Genomic DNA, 17,259 nt, shown 5'->3' on the forward strand with positions numbered 1-17,259 from the left:
CGTGACCGTGGTCGTCATGGTCCACGTGATCTTCATGGTCATCGCCCTTGGATGCCGCCAAGGTGTGATTAATGTCTTTCTCTTCTAGCGAGCAATTTGCGCCACTGTTTACAGCAAACAATGCATTGGCATCTGCTAAGGCGATCAGCGCCGAATTTAGGGCCGTTGTTTGTTCGTCATTTTTTGGGGCATGTTCAAAACCCACAACGTCGCTGCCAGGTGCGGCGATTTCGACAAGCAGATCATTACCATCTTGAGCGATAACCCATTCAACCAAACCATGTTGATGGGCGCTATGCTGGCGGAACTCTGCTGATTCAGCAAAAGCAGTTGAGGATAGGCTCAGAGCCAGGGCGCTAAGGGTAAATAAAGGGGTAGTACGCATAATTTCTCCAAAATAAATCGATATAACTCTAGATAACATTGAGGAGATTGCGCGGTGGTGATCGTGCTTTTGCGGTGATGGAAACAATTAGCGGTAAAGAAACCAGAGACGTGCTTTCACCTGATTCGACGAGCCAAGTGACAGGCATGGGTAAATCATGACCAAGTACCGCCGGAGAACCTAACACGCAGATGGTGCAATGCGCGTCCGTTTTTAACTCATGATGATGCGACCCTTTATGTTCAGCAACCAACAAACCTTGCCATCCTAGTAGGACAACAAGAATCAGTGGTAATCCTTTACGAAACAAAAGCAGCATGACATCACAGGTGTATCGGTATGTAATGTTATAATATAACACTCCATATCCTTCTTGCCTATGCGCGATTTTGTTTGCCAATGCCTTGTCTAGGCAAATAAAACGCCATTTTTCGACGCAAAAACAATATCGCCCTAAAACGCAAAAAAGCCCCATCATTCGATGAGGCTTATAGCATTCGACATTGCGACAACATCACAGCGCGATGTGTCCCAAAACGAAAAAAGCCCCGTCATTCGACGAGGCTTCTAAATTTGGCTCCCCCTGCAAGACTTGAACTTGCGACATACGGATTAACAGTCCGCCGTTCTACCAACTGAACTAAGGGGGAATTGTTGACTCAGGAGCTAACTTTTTGAAAGATTGCTTTCTCGTGAGAACGAGGTCGATATTAGGCAAAGGGCCGAATGCATGCAAGCACTAATTTGCATTCCGACCCAAAAATCATATCAAGTGGTGAATTGATGAGCTATTTCACGCGATTAGCATGCATTTCACTCACTAAAACTTACTGCTCTGACAAAATTTGTGCCATTGCCCACGTTGTGTTTCTCGCGCTTTGACCAAGGCTTGGGTGCATTTTCTCATCATTCAGGTGCTTAACCATATTTTCGACATGAAAGTAGTGAATCGGGTCAGGATTATCAACCACAGACATATGGCTCTCTTTACCTTCTAGCACGAAAGGCGTGTCACCAAATACTGAACAAACGATCCGCCCTTCACTGCCTACAATTTCAACGTTGTCTTCACGCGATGCCGCACCAAAATTCCAATAGCCAGAGCCCATAACACCGCCATCAAACAAGAAACAACCAGATACGGCATCTTCCGCGTCATAGAAACCCTGTTGGTTACTGCAGATGCCCTTCGCCTGACGAATATCTCCAAACCACTGCTGGAACAGATTCAAACCATGGCTAGCGAGGTCAACAAAATAGCCTCCGCCGGCTTGTGCTGGATTCACACGCCAGTTTTCCTTTCCAGCCACATCATCAGGATTTGGTGGACGGTGATACGTCCAATGAATATGGCGCACGGTGCCAATCATGCCTTGATCAATCCAACCTTTCACCACCTCAAATCGCGGTAAAGATCGACGATAATACGCCACAAATAAAGGCTGCTTCGCAGATTCAAAGGCAGCAATCATCGCATCACATTCTTCAACGCTAACCGCCATCGGTTTTTCCACCACACAGGGTTTTCCCGCGCTGGCCACCATTAAGGCGTATTCCAAATGGCTATCTGGCGGTGTCGCTACGTATATCGCGTCAATGTTCGGGTCATTGATCATCGCCTTTGCATCAGTGGTATAGCAGCCAATACCATGCCGCGCAGCATAGTCCTTTACCTTCTCTTCGCGACGGCCCATGACGCACTCTAGCGATGAACTCTCTACCTGCCAAAATGCAGGGCCGCTCTTGCGCTCAGTGACACTGCCGCAGCCAATCATGCCCCAACGAATGTGTTTGCGTTCCATTTCTTCCCCTCCAGTGTTGCAATATTTCTCACTAATGATCCTATGTTCGTCTTTTTAGCCTTGATAGCGTGATCTCGCAGAGTGGTGCATAAAATTATGACGTCATTGTCTCCATAGTGAGAAAGTAATTATTTAAGTGAATCCTTATACTCGTTAGGTCGTGATTTCATTTTCGACTGACAAACAGTCAGCGCTGTGCAAAGGAATTGCACGTCCGTTAAAGCGGAAGCGATAAACAAGGATTGTTGGAAAGTGAACTTTTAATCCAAATATTCGTTTATCGAGGTTGTTGATGTCGTACTCACCCAACCGCAATAAGGTCATCCTGCAATCGATAGTACAATTTTTTGTTCTTGCGGTACTCGTATCGCTACCTATTTTAATTGTTCGTACCGATGTCCTTATTCTAAAAAATGGCTTATCCGAGCGTTCACTTACAGAATATAGCGAGCAGATTCTGCTTGCAGCGACAGTCTGTTGCTATTTATTTGTCGCTTATGGTCAGCCTGCATGCAGAAGATTTCTAGCCTTAGTGTCTGGCTTTTTTTCCGTACTGTTAATACGTGAACTCGATTTGTTCTTCGATGAAGCAGTCGCTCATGGCTTTTGGGTTTACCCAGCCACGTTCGTTGCAGCCTCTGCGTTAATTTATGCATTGAGCAACCGCGAAGCAACCATGAAAGGTTTCAACGCATTTGTCTCTAACAGAGAGTTCCCATTACTCAGTTTTGGGCTGGTCTTGCTCTTAGTGTTCTCTCGCCTTTTTGGTATGGGCTCGCTCTGGCAGGACGCTCTGGGTGACGGTTATGTTCGAGTAGTAAAGAACATGGTGGAAGAAGGCACGGAGTTGATGGCATATTTCATCATTCTCTACTCTTCAGCACGTTACGCCTTCTCCATACGTCGCGCTCAACGCGAACTGCCGCAAGGTGCCAGGCCCTGTGAACAATGATGACAAAAAATAAGAGAATAAAAGCCATCCTATTGGGTGGCTTTCTTGCATTTGGCAGAAGCTTTCCAAGCATTCAGCGCGAATCAAATGCGCCCAAGTCCCATTTATAGAACGCTCAGCGTCTGAGTCTGATTTTTATACTCGATTACCGCACATTGAATTCAGGGAGTGAAGTATGAGTAAAATGTCGATACTTCCTTTCATGTTCATCAGCCTAACCGCCTGCTCAGATGAACCTACCGCTTTTTCATCTGGCGCTTGCCCATCTGAAACCAACTATTCTCAAGCTTTTCTGAAAAGCGATTTCTATTCTGGCTGGAAACAGTTACACGGCAATGGGTCTCGGCAAGCTAACTGTAAAGCTGCGATGCGCTATTTTTCCCGTGGTGTAAGCCAAGGATCGGTGTTTGAACTCTCGGCACTTTATCTCGACTATTGCGATGATGGCAGCCACATTTTACCGCTCGCGAATAGCAGTATTTACACCGGTGAAAAACAAGAAAACGGCATTGATTACGATGAATTCAAATGGGTACTTGATCTCGCGCTTTGTGACAGTCCAATAGAACAATATGCATTGGGCAACATGCTGGTTAAAGGGTTCATCACCGACAAGGACATACAAAAAGGCATCTATTTCCTTAGCCTCTCTGCACACCAAGAGTATGTCCACGCGCAAGTCTCATTGGCACAGGCATTGGTGGTTGAAGGAGAAGCAGATGTCGCTGCTCTTTGGCTGGAGAAAGCCAAAGAAAACGGGGCGCATGTCTTCGCAGCGAAGTAAAAGGCTATCTCACATCTATACGCGATTTGAGATGGGAATTTGCAAGAATTTACACTTTGTGTGCTACTCATTTGCACTCATCACACGTAAAGTTACTTTATTGATGGAATGAAACAGAGTGATTGATGCAAAACGATCTTCCCCTATTTTTAGCAGGCCCCATTCTTAGAAGAACCACTGCCAATGAAATTTGCCTGTGGGCGATCACATCACGTCCTTTAGATGCCACCTTTCAGCTTTACGCACCTTCAGATAATGCCCCTATTTATGTCTCGCCATTCGCTGAACAACCGAGGGTCGAGCTTGGGGATCATTGCCATGTCATCATGGCGGCCTTCACAGATACGCACACCTTTCCGACTAACGTTCCTCTCGAATACGACATCATCGAGAGCGCAGCCTCTTTGCTTCATGACATCAAAGGGTTGCTCTACGACAACGAAGATCGTCCTACCTTTGTGATTTCAACCCAAGCGAATTACATCGCGCATGGTTCTTGCCGTCACCCTCATCACCCCTGTGAAGATGCCCTCGTTGCATTGGACAAGAAAAACAATGGGCTTGATGCGAATGCGCGCGCCGACCTACTCATCATGGGGGGTGATCAAATTTACGCCGATGATGTGTGCGGCCCCTTAATGTCCGCTATTCGACAGACCATCACCTTACTCGGAATGCGAGACCAAACATTTGAAGACGCGCCAATATCGGCGTGCAGTGATTTAGCCGAAACCACGATGCTTTATCAACGCGATGCGTTGCTGCCTCGCTCAACCATCAATCATGGGTTGTTCAAACGGCTATTTAAGGCGGAACCTGAGCCTGTTTTCAGTTCAGGGACCACAGAAAATCATCTCATCAGCTTCAACGAATTCATCGCGATGTACATGCTGGTGTGGTCGCCTTCTCTGTGGGCATCCATTACCTTGGCAGAAAACGATGAATTTCCGTCGTTGACGACCGAGGAACGCAAACGCTGGGACGATCAAAAATCCGAACTCAAGGCCTTCTGTGCAGGACTGACACAGGTTCGGCGTCTGATGGCGCATATTCCGACTTACATGATTTTTGACGATCATGACATAACGGACGACTTCAACCTTACGGTGGGTTGGGAACGCGCGATTTACGAATCTCCCTTTGCGCATGCCATCATCAACAATGGCATGCTGGGGTATTTCTTCTGTCAGGGCTGGGGGAACAACCCCGCCGCATTTTCATCGTCTTTCTGGCAAACCGTCACTAGGTTTACTGCAACGCCAAACAGCGCGCACTTGAACGAGGTCATTGCCTTGTTTCAACATTTTGAGCAGTGGCAATACACCATTCCAACATCACCTAAGGTGGTGGTGATTGACACACGTACGAGACGTTGGCGCTCAGAATCCAGCAATAACAAACCGTCAGGTTTGATGGATTGGGAATCTTTGATGGATTTCCAACAAGACGTCTTTAACAATGATGCCGTTGTCGTTGTGTCTCCCGCGCCGATGTTTGGTGTGAAGTTCATTGAAACCATGCAACGCATCGTGACATTTTGCGGGCAACCGCTTGCGACAGATTCTGAAAACTGGATGGCCCACCCAGGTTCAGCCAATGCCCTTTTGAACATATTCAAACACCCTAAAACACCGAAAAACTTCGTTATTCTGTCAGGGGATGTGCATTACTCGTTCGCGTATGACATTCGCCTGCGTTTTCGTAAAGGCAGCCCGAGAATTTGGCAAATTACCTGCAGCGGGTTTAGAAACCAATTCCCCGAACCTTACTTGTCGCTTTTCGAATGGTTTGATCGCAAATTGTTCTGGCCTGAATCGCCGCTAAATGTGTTTACACGCCGCAAGCGCATGCGTATAGAACGCCGATGCCCAGACAATGGCAGCAATCAATTTTTGCTAAACCGAAGTGCCATCGGCGAAGTTCACCTGCATGCTGATGGTTCTCCATCACGCATTGGGTTGCTCACTGGCAGAGGGGAAGAAATCGCCTTTCTACCCACAGAAGACGAACAAGAAGCCTTATCCGCAAAATCGGATCGTCAATACCCTTAGTCTGATTCGTACGCTCAGCCCAGTCGGGAGGGTATAAATTCGCCGCGAATCGGCGAGGCAGGATTGACTTGATGACAAGGCTGCGAAATACTCCGCAACCTTAATTTTTGCTACACGCTACAGGTGCCGATATGTCACGCCAACTGCAATACACTTATAAAGGCGAAACCAAAGTCATTACGTTTTCTTATCAACAGCACCGCTCTGCGCACGAAGCCGCGGCTGAAGCTGAAGGGATTGATTTGACTAATTTCCTGAAAATGGAGCTTCAGCTTGAAATGGTGGCGGATACAAAAGCAGTTCGAAACCACCGTGACAGCTATTTCAACAAGCTAGGTTTTGGACGTATTCTTCTTCTGAAAAAAGAAGCTGAGTCCATCAAAGACAAACGCCAACCTGAATAAATATCGACATTCCTTACTGAAATAACGCGATTCCTTCGCAACCTCAAGGTGCAGCCTCAACAAGAATCGAACCTACTGATATCTCGTTGAATCTCGCATCTTGATGTTGTTTGCGCTTATCGCGTTTCACTTTCAAGAAAACCGCTTCATCCCTTTTGCCGAATACTAGAATCCTTCTCATTTTGTCCCTATTCTCAAATCAGTGAAGTGATTTCTACAACCCGATTTTTTGCTTGTGGCGTTTACGCGCTGAAGCTTAAGAAGAGAGGCTGTTCACCAAATTCGATGTTGATCGAAACTGGAAAGAACACACCAAAGAAATATCGCCTAGCCCAACGGGCATTGGCTGGATCGGTTAAAGGAGATGTTATGTTAGGCGAAAACCACGCATTGATGTTTGAGTTCCCTGAATACAAAGACAAAATCCACGAACTGAAAATGGCAGATGAAGTCTTCGGTGCCAAAGTCGATGAATACCACGATCTTGACCACAAAATCCGAGGCCTTGAATCTGGCAACGTGCCAACTGACGACGCCACGTTTCGCAGTTTAAAAATGCGCCGTGCTCAACTGAAAGACGAGATTTACTCGCAACTTACTCAATAATTGGTGTTTATCCTTGCACCATTTCCTGATAAATGGTGCAAGTCATTCCTCCAATTATCTTGTTCACTCTCTGCTCCTTGCGATTTCTGCACCTAGCCCCATGAAAAACACAGTATCTCTATCTACGCTTAACGGGCGACATTTCGATTTTCTATACATTAGACTCAACAATGATACAAAGTTTGTGCAATGAGTTGGGTACGCTACATAACCATAAAAAAAACAAGTCAATTCCACCGTTTATGCGCAAGGAAGTTCTACCAATGTCTAAACTTTTTTTCCGTCCGGTTACTCTTGCCGTACTGATTTTTATCAGTTTTTCTAGTGCTGCCATTGAAAAAACACGTTCATTTGAAAAAACGCTGAATGGCGTTCAATCGATTCTTTACTCGGTGCCAATAAAGGCACACGCTCTGTTATCCGACCTAGAAAAAGTGGAGCTGAATGAGAACCAGCCACTCCCTTTGCTCGTTCGTTATTATCTGCAGAAAGCCACGGTTGATATTCTTCTCAATTCACCAGAACAAGCTGTCATTGCTGCTAACAGGGGGATTGAACTCGCGAAAACTGACCCCTTACTTAAAGCGGAACTTTATCGCCTTGAATTGCGATTGAGCCAAGCCTTTATCATGCAAGGAGACGAAACCTCCGCCTTGCAACAACTAGATGCCCTGCTCGCTGAATCTGAAACCTTGAGCGATCCAGCGGTAACAGCAGAAATACTCTTGGTAAAAGGTCAGGCATATAAAGCACAAAACGAGTACGACATTTCGATGGCCGCGCTAATGAGCTCATTAGATGCCGCCAAAGAAACAGACAATGACATGTTGATAGAGCGCATTGCGTCAAACTTAGGCAGCGTTCTTGTGCAACTTAATGGGTTTGATAAAGCCTCTGTGCTACTCGACCAGTCGTATCAATTCTTCCGCTCAAGAAAGATGTCGTTTAACCAACTCCTGGTCAAACTCGACATGGCAGAGCTTGCCAGAAAACAAGGCGACAATAAAAAAGCACTGATCGAGTACAAACAGGCGCTGCAAATCGCCCAAGTACTAGGAGACGGTTCTCACCGCTTTCGAATTAACCTCCAAATTGCCGACCTCTTGCTACAAGCGGGTGACACCAAGAACATGATTCGCTATCTGCGTGCGACAGATAACTTACGAGACCGTGAAACCATTCGCTACTACATCAGCAAATACAATCACCTCAAAGCGAACGAGCAATTACTCAATAACAACTTCCAAGCGGCCATCGATCAAGTGACGCCTTTGATTAAAGATCAAGAGACACTCAGCCGCCTCTATCGCACAGAACTTGCGTTATACCTCGTTGCATCCAAAGCCTACTTTGGACTAGAGGACTACAAAAACGCATACCAGACCTTACTCGGCTACCAAGACCGATTCTCCACGTTCAGCTCAGACGAGCAGGTAGATAACCTTGAACGCCAACAAATGCTGTTTAACTTAGAAAAGTTGAAAGCAGAGAACCAAAATTTAAGTTGGAACAACGTGCTCCACACCCTTGAAATTAAGACCAATGAACAACAAGTTGAGTACTTAAATGTTCTTGTGATTGCGGGTATCAGCGCCACCATATTGGCGAGTTTGGTTGCCTTTGGTATTAACCGCCGCCGCATTCGCTGGGGTGAGATTGCCAACACTGATAGCCTCACAGGGCTGTTCAATCGTCGGTATTTCAATTCCCAGCTAGAGACCATGCAAAAAGACATGGTGTCCAGCAACGCCGATGTCAGTTGCTTGCTGCTTGACGTGGATTTCTTTAAACGCGTCAACGACACATATGGCCACCCTGTTGGGGACAAAGTCCTGATCGGAGTGGCTGAGATGTTCCGCAATAATTTACGGCGCGACGATATTTGCGCCAGAGTCGGCGGTGAAGAGTTTATGTTGCTGTTGCCAAACAGCCAACTCGAACAAGCGGCTGTCATTGCGGAAGATTTAAGGCTTCGTATAAGCGAGCTTTCTTTCCATAGCGAGCAAGGGGACCAATTTGGCGTGACAGCGAGTTTCGGCGTGCATCCAGTCAGCGCGAAACAATCTCTGTCTGAACTCTACAGTGACGTCGACAAACTGCTTTACCGTGCAAAACAACACGGACGAAACCGTGTTGAATTGCCAGAAGGTCAAATTGATGGCGACACAACGACGGAGGCACCAGAAGAGGCGTTATCGATGATGCAGCGCTCCGAACGCTTCGCTCGCCAGCTTCGTCGCTTGAAGTTCCGATTCGCGCAACATTTCAGCTAACGCTGACGTTAGCGCCACAATATATTGGTTCGAAAAAACAAATTGGTTCGAATTAAAATAAATTGGCTCAAAAAATCTATCATTGAGCCAGCCATCATTAAGGGCATGCACATTGAACGAATGCGTTGATGGCATGCCCAACATGTAGATTCTCCAATGCTGAGAAATCCACAGCACTGCCATTTTCGGAGTGCACATTCAGCCCTTGTCTACGTTAAGAGGTGAAAACACATGGCTTGCCTATCCCGCCTTCTCTCACACGCGCATTATTTTTCTTTCTTATCCCTATGGCTTCTCACAGCACCGACAAACGCCGATACAGTAAACACGCAAAAACATACGTTGAACATTGATGTCTTCGCCACAGGGCTTAACCACCCGTGGTCGATGGTGTTTCTGCCAGAAGGCGATATCTTGGTTTCCGAGCGAAACGGCGCATTAAAGCGCGTATCTGATAAAGGCGATGTTTCCCATGTATCGGGATTACCAGAAGGCTTGGTTTATAAAGGGCAAGGCGGCTTACTGGGGCTCGCCCTCTCGCCGGATTTCAGCACAAACAAGATTGTTTATCTCGCCTTTTCCGAGGAAGGACAATTCAGCAAAGCAGGCACGAGCGTTATCCGCGCCAAGCTCCAAGGAAACGCTCTCTCCGATATCACTACGATCTTCCAAACTGCCCCTCGCTTTGCCGGAGGGCGCCATTTCGGTGGCCGCCTACTGACCACCGACAAGCATCTTTATATCGCGCTCGGTGATCGTGGAAATCGAGATAAAGCCCAGCACCTTGATTCCCATATCGGCAGCGTCATTCGTTTAAATTTAGATGGCAGCACACCGATTGATAACCCGTTTTACGCTCAAAGCTCCGCCACCAGCGATGGCATAAAGCCAGAGATATTCAGTTACGGGCACCGAAACATTCAAGGTATGACGTTAGATCCCAAAACAAACACGCTTTGGACACACGAGCATGGTCCCCAAGGTGGCGATGAAGTAAATACCATTGAAGCGGGTGCAAATTACGGCTGGCCGACCATCACGTATGGCGTGAATTACGGCACTGGCTCAAAGATCGGTAAGGGTACGCACGCTGAAGGCATGGAACAACCTCTTCATTTCTGGGTGCCTTCGATTGCGCCATCCGGCTTAACAATCGTGCAAGGCGACACTTTCCCAGAATGGCAAGGAGATTTACTGCTGGGCTCGTTGAGGTTTGGCCTCTTAGTCAGACTTGATATCGAAAATGGCGTCATTGTGAATGAAGAACGCATGTTGGATGGCAAATACGGTCGAATTCGTGATGTGGTTGAAGGGCCTGGAGGGAAAATCTACCTTCTAACGGACGCATCCAACGGCCAAATATTGCGACTGCATCCAACACAATAATGTTTCGATTTCGCTGCCATAGAGACAAAGTGTAAAGTTATCCTAACAAGCATAGAATACTAATTTTGCCCAGAAAACGTGAACATTTTCGATTCACAGCGACAAATTAATTATGCAACAAAATGCATTGCATAAAAAAAGTGACCACCTGCCCATGATTTAAACTCATTGCCAAGAGTATTGGACAGCCTTAGAACTCAGCATTATAGTCAGTCCATAAAAGAAAAAACGAAGTCACCTTTGCTTGCTAAAATAGACAACCCCCCGCCGTCGCGGGGGTTTTGTTTTTTTTGTGCTCCACACTTTTCTTCCTACCTCTGTAATGAAAATACGCATTTCATTAAACGAATCGTTGATGTTGTCTATACTAAGTTCATGGCCTTACTTTTCTTAAAGCGCATGAAACTAAAGACTTTTCTATATGCATTGGCATGCTATTCACTTATTTTTGCAAGCTCATTGGCCAACGCTAAAGATCAAGATGCCAAACGGTTTGTCGTCGGTGTCCAGAATTTTCATGATTACTCCCCCTACTCATCCTTCGTCGACAACACCTATTCTGGCTTTAATAGAGAGTTATTGGATGCTTTCGCACAAGATTATGGCTATGAATTTGTATACATGGCGCTTCCAATTAAGCGCCTATACCGCCACTTTCTCGATGGTACGGTAGATTTTAAATACCCCGACAATGCCAAATGGAGTGCGACGCAAAAAGAAGGTCACAATATTCTGTACAGCGACCCGGTCGTCTCCTTTGTTGATGGCGTCATCGTGTTAAACAAGAACAAGCCAATTCAACGCAATGCGTTAAGCAAACTCGGGATGATCGCTGGCTTTACGCCATCGCCCTATCTCAAAGACATAGAAGAAAAACACATTGAAGTATTTGAAACACGAAGCCTAGAGCCACTCTTAAAGATGCTTGCAACAGGGCGTATTGATGGTATCTATACCAACCTGGCGGTGATGAGAAATCAAGTGAGTCATCAAGACAACCAGACGCCCATGTCGATGAGTCAAACATTGCCTCACGTCACTGGCACACGTCACCTATCCACCAAGCTTTACCCCGGTATGATTGTGGAGTTTAATCAATTTCTTAAACAAAATAGGAAACGGGTAAACGAGATAAAGCAAAAACACGGATTGCTTTAAGCGAGAAGTGAGAATTGAGAATTGAGAAAATATTTACCCCTGTTTCAGAGAGGCAAAATAAAGCCGACGTATTCGTCGGCGTTATTGTTACTAAGTAATATCAACATACTTGGTAATCTCAACCTACTGGGGTGAATGCCCCCCGGTAGCTTGGGTTTATTTCTTGGCGGTTTTACTGTGCAACACTTGATACATAGCGTCTGTGAGTTCATCAGTCGGGTCGCCTGACAACTCCCACGTAAAGACACCCGCTAACCCCTGCTGCTTCGCCCATTCCGCTTTGGCTTTCACAGAACGCACATCTTCAAATGAGATAAACACTTTCGTATCAGAGTTCCATAAATAAGGGGCTTGCGATTCTTCATCGTAGCCATACTGATAGCCTTGATCAGCGGTATAATTGGTTTTCAAATCCCAATACATGAAGTAACCCGGCTCACCCGTTCCAAAGCTCGCCCCCTTTTCCGATGCTAAGTCGCTCGTAGGCAAGCTGCCATCAAATTGAGAGCCTTCCCAGCCACGGCCGTAAAACGCCGCGCCCAATACCAATTTTTCTTTTGGAATGCCGTTTTCAATCATCTGATTAACAAACACATCCGCCCCCATTCCCCACCAGCTTCGCTCGGTTGCGTGGAGGTTCGTCAAATGGCCAGTTTGGGTTCCCCATCCTCCCAAGAAGTCATAGGTCATGGCAAACATGTTATCCATCATAGGAGCAACAGACGGCCAATCGATTTGTGCCGCTTTTGGCCCAACACCAACAGCAGAAGACAATTCATAGTCTTGGCCGGTTTCTGCTTTCAATGCATCTAACTCCGAGCGCAGTGCAGTGATTAACGTGGTGAATGCTTCACGCTCAGAGGCTTTTTGTTCATCTGTTAGCTTGGTTTCAGGGTTCCAAGGAGACGTTGTTAAGCCACCACCACCCGGGTACTCCCAGTCAAGATCAATACCGCCGAAGAAGTCATACTCGGCAATGAGTGCCACCGCAGATTTTGCGAAGTGCTTAATGGCATCATCATCTTTGGCCATTGCATGGAAAGGTTCAGACATGGTCCACCCGCCGAAGGACGGTAAAATTGTGATGTCTGGGTTGTCTTTTTTAAGCTGCGCTAACTGTGCAAAGTGGCCTTTAAACGGAACGTCCACCGACACCGAACCAAAATCGATGTCCAACGCGGCTTCTTGATCGACAACCACAGCAGAGAATGGTGCTTTCCCCTCGCACGCAGCTTCTACCTGTTTTTGAACCAACTCTGACGCACTATTGTGAGGCCCACACATACTTAAAAATGCGTAGATAACATGCGTCATCTTATCCGCGGGAATATCGGCAACGGTATACGGATTGTCAGGGTTGGCATATTGCCAATCTGCGAAATACCCACCCACTATGTTGTTTTCGGCGAAAGTTGGCGTTGCTATACACGCGCTCAATACCGCGCCTGCGAGGATAGTTTTCATGTCATCTCCTTCCATGAGGTTCATTGCTAAGCGACTAATTATTAAACAATATGCGCGCTTGTTAATGTCGCCCGTGTTCCGAAGGAAACGTTCTTAACAGTTCCATTACAAAGTTTGCGAGTGTGACGTTTTTTTAGTGCAGGAAAGAGGAGCGAATGTGCATTTATTTGTTTAGCAACGCACAGTTATCTTGATGCTTGGGTCACGGGCTAACGCTGTGGCACAGCAAAGACATTCCGTTTTTTGAAGCGAGAGAGTATGCTTCACTTATCGTGTTAAAAATCATGTCTTTGCTCAATTTTTTTCGGCCTGCCTTTAGATTCGCCATTGCAAAGCATCAATCAAGGATTTTACGTTGAGCAACAAACTGATCAGTATCGATTTGTTTTTCGTCATTGAAAGGCTGCTACCCGGTAAACGCACGGTAGAGCTTTTCCGCAGCAACAATAAACACCTCCCTGTGACGACCTTGCCATTAACCCACTACGATTCCGCGTCCTCTCTTCAGTTGGCGTTATTCAAGTACTGCATTAACTACGCCGCGTTTTCACAAGGCAAACCACTGGCGGATGACTACGCCATTGATGGCAATGATGACCAAATTCAACCTGCGACCCAAATCGTTGCGGGTTTCATTCGTGGTTCGTATTGGTGGGTTGAGCACTATTTAGAAGTGTATCGAGATGATTGGAGTGAAGATCAGAAAGACCGTTGGTTAAGAGATTTTAAGCTACTCGTGCAAGCCATCATAGGCATTGGTAACTGTACAAAAGCAGAATGGTTAATCCGAAACCACGGCGCGATCAAAGCACTGACTTACAGTAGCCATAGCGCTCCATTCTTGCAGCACTACGATTAGCAGCCTAGGCGCGTAATCAGCCCCCACGCAAAAAGACTGCGACCTTGCAGTCTTTTTCGCTTTTCACGCACACTCACCCTCTTCATCTTCACGTTTCTCACTGTCTCTATTTCGTCATTTTTCTCTATTACACTAAACGCTATGTTCTCGCTTACTTAGGTTCAGGTGAAAAGACTCAAACGCTACCAATACGAGCGCTATGCCATATTGTGTCGAGATGCTTATCCTAACGTCTTCGATCATGAGCACTATGGGTTTTCTCCGCAGGGCCGCATTGATATCCATAATCGATGGGGAAAAACCATTGTTCGCGTGTTGTGGCGAGAAGATGGAGATGCCGTGGTGGTGTTTAAGGGGTCGCAAAGCGTATGGGATTGGCTACTGAACTTGGTCTTCGTGCCCACCCGTGTTGATGCACCTAAAAATGCAGGGTATGTGCATTGGGGATTTCACTACTTGCTTCGCCAGCCCAGCATACCGCGAAGCGCTTATCACCATCGTGATATCGCAAACCTACCTATAGGGTTGCAAGCCGACCTTCTTCATTCAAGAGAGCGCTCAGCGTTAGACGGGCATTCGGTGATGGAAAAGCTAGAGCATTGCCTGACCCCCTTGATAAAAGAGGGTAAGCGTCTGTCTTTTACCGGGCACTCTTCAGGCGGGAGCATGGCAATCATCGCGGGCGAAATTTTGGAGCAAACCTATCCCAATTGCATTAAACGTATCGTCACGTTTGGACAACCCGCGACAGGCTATTGGAATTTCAAAAAGCGCTACTGTTTAAACGCGAAAACCTATCGTATTTGTTGCGACGTTGACATGGTGACATTCCTCCCTGGTATTCCCCTTCTGTTTTGGCACGTTGGTGAGTTGCTTTGGCTACATAATGATAAAATCTATCGCAACATGCCGTCTTTAATTCGTATTATTCGAGTACTAGTTAGTTGGCTATTACGTCCGATTTCGTATCATTTTATGGACAAATATATCCGAAGGAAAAACTACTTCGACAAACATTAATACTGCGTTTGAAACAAAAGTCATTCCCTTTCATTATCAGCATATTAGCAAAACCTTAATGATTGATTGCAAATATTTGGCGAAAGGAAAAGTGAGAAAAAAATTTCACCATTCATACTTTAACCATCGAATATTGGTACATTAGAACAGACAATCGCAAATACCACGCCAGTCTTTTTTCATCCTTCTATCAAAATCTTCTTATAAAGATCTCGTCAAATAATATCAAAAACCAAACAGTCTCATTTATGAGATAGAAATTGTTCAATGAGTTACATAGTCTCTCGTCATCCGCAGGGCAATGTTTTGCCTGAGCATCGAAAACCTTTTAAATGCAAGCCGTACCACCCGTCACTAAACATACCGACGTGGTTAACAACGCACTGCATGTAAAAGGGTAATTTATTGGGTAAAGGGATTTCATATGAACATAAAGAAGACGTTGATCTCGACAGCCATACTGACAAGCACCCTCGTTTCTGCCCAAGCAGCAGCAAATTGTGCAGGTAATGTTTACTCAATGAACGCCGGTCGTGGCCACGTTGGATTGCTGTTAGATGTACAAGAAGCTGAGGTAATGGGCAGCGTATATACTGATGCGGCGACGAGAACGCTTTACAGTTCACGAGCTAACTTTAGTGCGACTTCCATGTCATATGATCGGGTTTCAGATCGTTTATACTACGCCAATGCCCCTGAGCCAGCGTCATATCATGTTACAGATGTAGAAAATGACGTAAGTGCTGACGAATTTAAAAATCTCGATCTTCAAGCCAAAACGCTTGAAGCATATCAATTAGCATACTTTGATCCAGCCACTGATACCCACCATGATGGACCAACCATCAAGAAGCAAATCTTACGAATGGCTTTTGACCCTGATTCGGGGGATCTTTTTGCATCAGATGCGAAAACAATCTTCAAAGTTGATCCTATTACAGGAGATATCACTAACATTGGTGAGTTCGATAGGAATCTAAGAATTGGCGGCTTTACCAATTGGGGCGACTTTGTTTTTCAAGACGGAGAACTACTGTTTGTTACCAATGGTAGAACATTCAGCATTAATACAACAACCGGTGCTCAGACAATGAAAGGTTTCCATTTCATTAGTTTCGTGACATCGGCTACGTTGGATCAAAATGGTCAGATGCTTATCGCGGCAAAAAACCAGAATGTTTCCGGCAACGTAAACAGCAACATTCTTTACCGCATTAAACCATCTACCGGTGAGAAAAAGCGTGTTGGTCTCTTCCCAAGCCGTATCAGTGCCATGGCAACCGTGACGTCTGAAGACCATACTTGTTACGAGAAAACTGTATTCCCTAGCGATTCAAAACCAGAGGTGTCTGGCTTTACTGCCAATGCAGGTTCAGTGAGTGAAGGCTCCACAGCTTACTTCACTGCGTCATTTGACAAAGAAACGGCGAACGCAACCACACAGATTCGATTAGCAATTAAAGATGGTAGTGCGCGTTTGAACAGCGATTACCGCAATACAGTTCAATTGCGTTATTCAGACGGCACCACAGGATCCGCAACCATCTCGTCAACCCTCACGGCAATCACCCTACCGCAAGGAATTACCTCTGTGCGTATTGGTGTGCCAACCGTGAATGATTCAACGCACGAGAACAACGAATACTTCACCATGCAGGCGTGGATCAATGACGATAAGAGTGATCTTGGCACTGCTAACGTCACCATCGTTGATAATGACCCTGACATCGATACCTTACTTCAAAATGCCGCCAACAACAGTGGTGTTGCATGGCATGGTAGCCGAGGCGGTGCTTGGTTAACCAAAGACCAATACATCCGTGGTGTTCATGCAAACATAAACGGAACAATTCCTGCGGGAACAACACTGGAGTTTTATCAAACGGGCGGATTCCTTCGCAGCATTTCAATCAGCAGCGGCGGGAAATATTACGAGCAACACTCAAACCATGAACGTTACTACAAAGGTGGTGATATCGCATGGGCACGTTTGAAAGGACCAAACGGCAAATACTACAACGTTAAAACGGGCCACAGAGCTCAGTTGCACCACAATAAGAACGTAAACTGTTCGAACGGGTGTTGGTCGCAAATCCATAATTAAAAACAACGTCA

At 46.0% G+C, this 17,259-nt stretch carries 15 protein-coding genes and 1 tRNA gene; 11 read left to right on the forward strand and 5 right to left on the reverse strand.

Features of this window, described 5'->3' with window-relative positions:
• From BCT27_RS15705 to BCT27_RS15720, 4 genes are all read right to left on the reverse strand, one after another.
• A partial coding sequence (locus tag BCT27_RS15705; RefSeq protein ID WP_133153379.1) for a ZrgA family zinc uptake protein occupies nt 1-385 on the reverse strand: 385 nt, incomplete at its 3' end.
• A gap of 28 nt (nt 386-413) precedes the next feature.
• Nucleotides 414-746 carry a hypothetical protein gene (locus tag BCT27_RS15710; protein ID WP_102396191.1) on the reverse strand — a complete coding sequence of 111 codons (333 nt, stop codon included), beginning with the start codon at nt 744-746 and terminating at the stop codon, nt 414-416.
• A 213-nt stretch (nt 747-959) separates the two neighbouring features.
• A tRNA-Asn gene (locus tag BCT27_RS15715) sits at nt 960-1,035 on the reverse strand.
• A 177-nt stretch (nt 1,036-1,212) separates the two neighbouring features.
• Nucleotides 1,213-2,187 (reverse strand): Gfo/Idh/MocA family protein, encoded by a 975-nt coding sequence (locus BCT27_RS15720; RefSeq protein ID WP_102396192.1) that lies wholly within the window; start codon nt 2,185-2,187, stop codon nt 1,213-1,215.
• Between the two features lie 292 nt (nt 2,188-2,479).
• Here BCT27_RS15720 and BCT27_RS25880 point away from each other — a divergent pair, with 292 nt between their 5' ends.
• The 8 genes from BCT27_RS25880 to BCT27_RS15760 all read left to right on the forward strand — a co-directional run bounded on the left by BCT27_RS25880 (nt 2,480) and on the right by BCT27_RS15760 (nt 11,801).
• Nucleotides 2,480-3,139 (forward strand): hypothetical protein, encoded by a 660-nt coding sequence (locus BCT27_RS25880; protein ID WP_241908583.1) that lies wholly within the window; start codon nt 2,480-2,482, stop codon nt 3,137-3,139.
• A 175-nt stretch (nt 3,140-3,314) separates the two neighbouring features.
• Nucleotides 3,315-3,923, forward strand: a complete 609-nt coding sequence (locus tag BCT27_RS15730) for an SEL1-like repeat protein (protein ID WP_102396194.1) — start codon at nt 3,315-3,317, stop codon at nt 3,921-3,923.
• A 125-nt stretch (nt 3,924-4,048) separates the two neighbouring features.
• Nucleotides 4,049-5,974, forward strand: coding sequence for a metallophosphoesterase family protein (locus BCT27_RS15735; protein ID WP_102396195.1), 1,926 nt, complete (start codon nt 4,049-4,051; stop codon nt 5,972-5,974).
• Nucleotides 5,975-6,105: 131 nt separating this feature from the next.
• A complete protein-coding gene (locus BCT27_RS15740; RefSeq protein WP_017007987.1) occupies nt 6,106-6,378 on the forward strand; it encodes a DUF2960 family protein in 273 nt (90 codons plus the stop codon).
• A 369-nt stretch (nt 6,379-6,747) separates the two neighbouring features.
• Complete coding sequence (locus tag BCT27_RS15745) at nt 6,748-6,984, forward strand: HP1242/YdcH family protein (protein WP_017007985.1); 237 nt, start codon at nt 6,748-6,750, stop codon at nt 6,982-6,984.
• A gap of 263 nt (nt 6,985-7,247) precedes the next feature.
• Nucleotides 7,248-9,257 (forward strand): GGDEF domain-containing protein, encoded by a 2,010-nt coding sequence (locus BCT27_RS15750; RefSeq protein WP_102316861.1) that lies wholly within the window; start codon nt 7,248-7,250, stop codon nt 9,255-9,257.
• A gap of 231 nt (nt 9,258-9,488) precedes the next feature.
• Nucleotides 9,489-10,643 carry a PQQ-dependent sugar dehydrogenase gene (locus BCT27_RS15755; protein ID WP_102396196.1) on the forward strand — a complete coding sequence of 385 codons (1,155 nt, stop codon included), beginning with the start codon at nt 9,489-9,491 and terminating at the stop codon, nt 10,641-10,643.
• 240 nt (nt 10,644-10,883) lie between these two features.
• Nucleotides 10,884-11,801: a substrate-binding periplasmic protein gene (locus BCT27_RS15760; RefSeq protein ID WP_241908584.1), complete on the forward strand. Its 918-nt coding sequence runs from the start codon at nt 10,884-10,886 to the stop codon at nt 11,799-11,801.
• A 156-nt stretch (nt 11,802-11,957) separates the two neighbouring features.
• Here the strand turns inward: BCT27_RS15760 and BCT27_RS15765 are convergent, their stop codons facing one another.
• Nucleotides 11,958-13,265, reverse strand: a complete 1,308-nt coding sequence (locus BCT27_RS15765) for a glycoside hydrolase family 18 protein (RefSeq protein WP_102390872.1) — start codon at nt 13,263-13,265, stop codon at nt 11,958-11,960.
• Between the two features lie 355 nt (nt 13,266-13,620).
• Here BCT27_RS15765 and BCT27_RS15775 point away from each other — a divergent pair, with 355 nt between their 5' ends.
• The 3 genes from BCT27_RS15775 (at nt 13,621) to BCT27_RS15785 (ending at nt 17,248) form a co-directional block, all read left to right on the forward strand.
• Entirely contained in the window at nt 13,621-14,124 is a 504-nt protein-coding gene (locus BCT27_RS15775; protein ID WP_017007979.1) for a hypothetical protein, read from the forward strand.
• A gap of 165 nt (nt 14,125-14,289) precedes the next feature.
• A complete protein-coding gene (locus BCT27_RS15780) occupies nt 14,290-15,144 on the forward strand; it encodes a lipase family protein (RefSeq protein ID WP_102396198.1) in 855 nt (284 codons plus the stop codon).
• 424 nt (nt 15,145-15,568) lie between these two features.
• Nucleotides 15,569-17,248: an NHL repeat-containing protein gene (locus tag BCT27_RS15785; RefSeq protein ID WP_102396199.1), complete on the forward strand. Its 1,680-nt coding sequence runs from the start codon at nt 15,569-15,571 to the stop codon at nt 17,246-17,248.
• Nucleotides 17,249-17,259 lie beyond the last annotated feature (11 nt).

The sequence above is a fragment of the Enterovibrio norvegicus genome (genome assembly GCF_002876705.1).
In the GTDB taxonomy this organism is placed as follows: Bacteria; Pseudomonadota; Gammaproteobacteria; order Enterobacterales; family Vibrionaceae; genus Enterovibrio; species Enterovibrio norvegicus_B.